Consider the following 789-nt stretch of genomic DNA (forward strand, 5'->3'; position numbering starts at 1 on the left):
CTTCAGCATCAGTATCTGCAAGTGAATCAGCTTCAGCGTCAGTATCAGCAAGCCAAAGCACTTCAGCATCTGTAAGCTCAAGTGAATCAACTTCAGCATCTGTAAGTGCAAGCCAATCAGCAAGCGCATCAGTAAGCTCAAGTCAATCAACTTCAGCATCTGTAAGTGCAAGTGAATCAGCTTCAGCGTCAGTATCAGCAAGCCAAAGCACTTCAGCATCAGTAAGCTCAAGTCAATCAACTTCAGCATCTGTAAGTGCAAGCCAATCAGCAAGCGCATCAGTAAGCTCAAGTGAATCAGCTTCAGCATCAGTATCTGCAAGTGAATCAGCTTCAGCGTCAGTATCAGCAAGCCAAAGCACTTCAGCATCAGTAAGCTCAAGTCAATCAACTTCAGCATCTGTAAGTGCAAGTGAATCAGCTTCAGCGTCTGTATCAGCTAGCCAATCAGCTTCAGCGTCTGTATCTGCAAGTCAATCAGCTTCAGCATCTGTATCAGCAAGCCAATCAGCAAGCGCATCAGTAAGCTCAAGTGAATCAACTTCAGCATCAGTATCTGCAAGTGAATCAGCTTCAGCGTCAGTATCAGCAAGCCAAAGCACTTCAGCATCTGTAAGCTCAAGTGAATCAACTTCAGCATCTGTAAGTGCAAGCCAATCAGCAAGCGCATCAGTAAGCTCAAGTCAATCAACTTCAGCATCTGTAAGTGCAAGTGAATCAGCTTCAGCGTCAGTATCAGCAAGCCAAAGCACTTCAGCATCAGTAAGCTCAAGTCAATCAACTTCAGCAT

The 789-nt window shown here is 45.0% G+C and carries 1 protein-coding gene; it reads left to right on the forward strand.

Annotation, left to right across the window (positions count from 1 at the left end; genetic code table 11):
• Positions 1 to 789 (forward strand): hypothetical protein (locus D8801_RS09660; RefSeq protein ID WP_185758529.1); only part of this gene is annotated, 789 nt, incomplete at both ends.

The sequence above is a fragment of the Streptococcus oralis genome (assembly GCF_003943415.1).
Taxonomy (GTDB): Bacteria; Bacillota; Bacilli; order Lactobacillales; family Streptococcaceae; genus Streptococcus; species Streptococcus oralis_BJ.